Origin of the sequence: Streptomyces flavofungini, assembly GCF_041028215.1 — a bacterium.
Taxonomy (GTDB): Bacteria; Actinomycetota; Actinomycetes; order Streptomycetales; family Streptomycetaceae; genus Streptomyces; species Streptomyces flavofungini_B.
This window is the reverse complement of the sequence record NZ_JASKYR010000707.1, coordinates 1-4,516: the sequence shown is the minus strand read 5'-3', so window position 1 is coordinate 4,516 and position 4,516 is coordinate 1. Positions and strand designations below refer to the sequence as shown.

The 4,516-nt window shown below is 74.1% G+C and carries 2 protein-coding genes and 1 pseudogene; all 3 read left to right on the top strand.

From position 1 onward, the window contains the following. The first annotated feature begins 66 nt into the window (after positions 1-66). Positions 67-777, top strand: coding sequence for a hypothetical protein (locus AB8Z36_RS32885; RefSeq protein WP_369217046.1), 711 nt, complete (start codon positions 67-69; stop codon positions 775-777). Next, positions 774-4,253 carry a hypothetical protein gene (locus tag AB8Z36_RS32880; protein ID WP_369217045.1) on the top strand — a complete coding sequence of 1,160 codons (3,480 nt, stop codon included), beginning with the start codon at positions 774-776 and terminating at the stop codon, positions 4,251-4,253. The genes AB8Z36_RS32885 and AB8Z36_RS32880 overlap by 4 nt, the downstream gene beginning before the upstream one ends. 49 nt (positions 4,254-4,302) lie before the next feature. After that, a pseudogene (locus tag AB8Z36_RS32875) lies at positions 4,303-4,516 on the top strand (virginiamycin B lyase family protein); the annotation flags it as partial.

The window sequence follows — 4,516 nt, the reverse complement described above, 5'->3', positions numbered from 1 at the left end:
GCCCGGTMSGGCCCCGGCGCAGCCCGCGCCGCCGGGGCCCGACCGGGCTCAGGGGGAGGGCACCCGGTGAGCGGGGGTTCGGTCGCCCGTCGCTCGTGGGTGTCGTTCACCGGCGGACGCCGCCCAGGCCCGCCGCGTGCGGCGGCCCGTGGACGTACGGGTTACACCCTGTGGCAGCGTGTCCGGGCGTCGTTCACCAACGTCGTCCTGCCGCCGCGTGCCCCGTACGTCGCCGTCGGTGCTCGCGCACAGGCGGTCGCGCCACGGCCCCCTGTTCATTCCGTCGCGCCGGGGTGGTTCCCGCTCCCGCGGCTCTCCGCAGCTGGTGCGCTGACCGCCTCGGGGGCCGACGCCGTGGTCCTCGAAGCCTCCTCTCCCGACCGCCGGAGCCGGTTCCTGCTGCGCCGCACCGCTGACGGCACAGCCGCGTACAGCCTTGAGCTGGTGGTGGGTGACGCCCACGACGAGGACCGCCCGCTGCTGTACACGGTCGCCTACGCGCGGCCCGACGGGCGCGAGCGCGTCCTCCTCGTGCCCGTGGTGCGGGGCGGTGTCGGGCCCGCTGCCTCATACGTACGTCTCAGCGGCTTCGTACCGGGGGTGACATGGGCCGCCACCGGCCCCTCCCCCGTGCCCGGGGAGCACGAGTGGGACCCGGTGGTCGTCGCGGACTCCGTCGGCGCCGCGCTCAACGAAGCGACCCGCGAAGCCTGGCGCCGCGTCCGGGAATTGCTGAGCGGCGACGTCCGCGATGTCATCGATGGAGCGCTGCGATGAGCTCCGGGGCTGCTCGGCCCGGATCCGGCGGGCCCCACCGAGCCGCTCTCGACGCCCTCCTGGGGGACCCGGCGAGCCCGCAGAGCGTCGTACATGAACTGCTCGGCAAGCGGCAGTTGTGGTGGCAGTGCTGTAGCGAGGCCGTCCGTACAGACCCCGCCTGGCTGCGCTCGGAGCGAGCCGGGAGGCTGGCCACGTGGATCGACGAGACAGCTCCTGAGCGTCCGTCCGACACCCTGACGCCCGCCCTTCACGCCTACCTGGTGGCCCGCGCCCTGAGCGCGCCGGAGAGCGGCGCCGCCGGGCGGGACGACGCGCTGGCCCGGGTGCGGAGCGCCTGGGCGAGCAGCGGCCTGCTGTCCGCCCAGGCCGCACCCGGTCCGGTCCAGCCGTCCGGCCGTGGGGTGGACGGTCTCCCGGCAGACACCCGTGAGCGGCTCAACGCGTGTCTGGAGCGCATCTCGCGGCTGCCGTCGGGCGAAGGTGAGCGGACGGCCGCGCCGGACGGCGCGCTGATGACCGCCGTGCTGCTGATGGCGGGCTGTGCGACGCGCCGAAGGCCGTTGGTACGGGTACCCGTGGTGTTCGACGAGACCGACCCGGACGACGACGCGGCGCCCGGCGCGACCGGCATCCTGGAACTCCGCGAGTTCCCCGCCGGACCGCCCGGCCTGTACCCCGATCCGCGCGCCATGACCGGGCTGCGCAGCTCCGACGGCCAGTTCGCGACGGCTCTCGGCCGGGCCTGGGTCGCGGCGGGGCCGGGTCGCGGCTCGCGGTGTGTCCTGTGGCGTCTGGTCATGGCGGACCGGCCCGCCCCCCTGCGGATCGAGGGCCCGTCTCTCGGCGTGGCCTTCGCCTTGGGCCTGCGGGAACTCCTGCGGCATCCCCGGACCCGACGGCCCAGTGCGGCCTGGGTGCGTGGCGTCTTCTACGGCCTGCGGCCGCGCACCGCGGTGACGGGTGCGCTGGGCAACGGCGAGCGGCTCATCGGTGTCAGCGGCATGGAGGGCAAGCTCCTGGCCGCGCGCCGCAAGGGGCTGCGCCTGGTCGCCCCCGCCGCGAACCGCTCGGACGCCGCGCACGCCCCCGAGCCCACGGATGTGCGGTTCGCAGGGACGCTGCGGCAGGCCGACCGGTACGCGCGCCGCTTCCGCGTCGCCCGCCTGGTCACGGCGCTGTCCCTGGTAGCCGCCGCGGTCACCTCCGGAGTGATCGTGGAGCACCGCGAGTCCGAGGCCAGGGAGCGGCTCGCCGCCGCGCACCGGCTGGCCGGTGTGTCGGAGGGCCTGCTGCGCACGGACGTCGGGCTCGCCGGACTGTTCGCCGAGCGGGCGTACCGCGAGCACGCCGATCCGCTGACCCGGCGGGCCCTGCTCCGCGCGGTCACCGAGAGCCCTCATCTGGTCGGCAGTGTGCGGGCCTCCGGGACGATATCGGCGGTGGCCTCCTCCGGGGGCGGGGGACATGCCCTCGTCGGGACCAAGGGCGGCGAAGTGGAGCGGTGGGCTCTCGGGCGGGGCCGGTTCGGCCACCACGAGCGGCTCGGCCGTCTCCCCGGCCCGGTGAAGTCGGTGGCATCCGATACGAACGGCGACACCGTCGCGGCGATCGACCGCCGCACGGTCAAGGTGTGGGACGACGAGCGGACCGCCGCCGTACCGCGCCTGCCCGGCGCGCAGCGGCCCACGGCGCTCGCGGTCTCCCCGACGGGACGCTTCGTCGCGGTCGCCACGACCGCCTCGGAGTTGGATGTCCCGCCCACGCTCGCGGTCCTGGACCTGAGCTCGGGACGCACGAGGCAGCAGAAGCTCGAAGGGCTGCCGTCGGACGTGTCCGCCCTCGCCTTCGACGGGGACGCGGAGCTGGTGGCCATCGAGTACTCCAACGGCACGTGGAACCGGATCTCCAGGGAACGGCTCACCCGCACCGCCGGGAACTCCCTCAATTTCGGCGCCCACAATGTGGTCTCCGCGCTCGCCCCGGACGGCGGTCACATCAGTTTCAGCAACAAGGACTCCACGCTGCCGGTCTGGCCGTCCCGGGGCGAGCCCGACGCCTTCAAGCCGAAGCTGGAGGCGGAGACGGAGCCGGGTCTCGCCACGGCCATGGCGGTCAGCGGCGGCGGCTCCCACGTGGCGACGGCGATCGCTGCCACGCTCCAGGTCAGTCGTACGCACGCGGCGGGCGGCAAGGCGTCCGACCCCCTCGTCCTCGCGGGGGCGGGGACGGTCGACAGGAACACGCTCACCTTCGTCGGTCCCGGCGGCGACCGACTCGCCTCCGCCTCCCACGACCTCCTCAGCCTGTGGGATCTGAACCAGCGCTCACGGATCGCACGCACCACCGAGATCGGCATCCCGGCCTCCTGCCTGGCCTGTCAGGAGCCACGTGTCTCGGTGTCGCCGGACGGACGCGACGCGGCGGTCCTCGACAGCCAGGGAACCCGGCTCTCCACCCTGCGACTCGGCGTTCCCGCCACCGCAGAGCGGCAGCGCAAGATGCCTCGTGTGCTGAAGCTGCCCGGATTCGCGGAGCTGCTGTGGCGGCCCGACAGCGAGCGCCTGATCGTGGTGGCGCCGGACGGCAGCGCACAGATCCTTGCCCGCGGACGGGAGTGGCGGCCGGTCGGCGTCTGGCCCGCACTGCCGAACCCGCTGCGGCTCTCCGACCCGCCCATGCTGATGCGGTTCCTGCCCGGTGGCCAGAAGGTCGCCGAGGTGCACGCCTCCGGCACGGTCCGGTTCAGGGACGCCGGGTCCGGCAAGGTGCTGCGTGAGGTGCGGGGCCCGAATTCCATGGCGCCGACGGCCTCCGCCCCGTCCGAACTGAGCCGCAGCTACGCGGCCGTGGACGACCGGGCCACGCACACCGCGGTGCTCAACCGGACGGACATGCTCGACAACGACGGCGTGCGCATCCACGTCACCGACACCGCGTCGGGCCGCATCCGCACCCGCCACTTGCCCGATGCCCTGGGCATCGCTTACGCCGACGACCACCTGCTGGTCCAGCGCGGCAGTGGGGCACTGGAGGTGTGGACGGCGTCCGGCAGCCGTCGCCTCGGCCGGGTCGAGGGCGCGGACGATCCCGCGGTCGGCCCGGTCACAGGCGGTGGTCTCGTCGCCGGGACCACGTCGGAGGACCACACCGTGCGCCTGCTCGATCTGCGGTCCGGCAGCACACTCGGCTCACTGCCGCTGCCCGAGGGCAACAAGGCGGAATCGACGGGCCTGGTGTTCAGCGCGGACGGCACGAAGCTGGTCACCGCGACGGAGGGTGACTACTCGCGGACGGACGACCCGGAGCCCGACGGTCCCGCCCTGAACGAGATGGGGCAACTCATCGAATGGAGGATCGATCCGCGTGTCTGGATCCGCACCGTCTGCTCGACGACCGGAAAGGACCTGCAACCCGCCGACTGGGAGCAGCACATGGGCACGGAGCCACCGTCGTCGCTGCGCTGCGGGGAGTGAGGCGCGGCGCTGGACCGCCGCGACGCTCGCGCTGACGGCGGCGCTCTGGGTGACCGGCTGCGGTCCSGGCTCCGGCGGCCACGCGGACGACAAGGACTCCGGCCACTCACCCTCCGCCCCGGGTGTCCCCACCGTGGTCCGCCTGCCGGGCAACTCCTCCCCCGACGACATGCTCCTCACCGACGACGGGACGCTCTGGGTCGCGGAGTCGGACATCGCCGCGATCGCGGAGATCACCGTGTCGGGGAAGACCACCCAGCACC

Excerpts from the sequence above, each read along its gene's own strand:
- AB8Z36_RS32880 (WP_369217045.1), top strand. The coding sequence starts at position 774 with ATGAGCTCCGGGGCTGCTCGGCCCGGATCCGGCGGGCCCCACCGAGCC.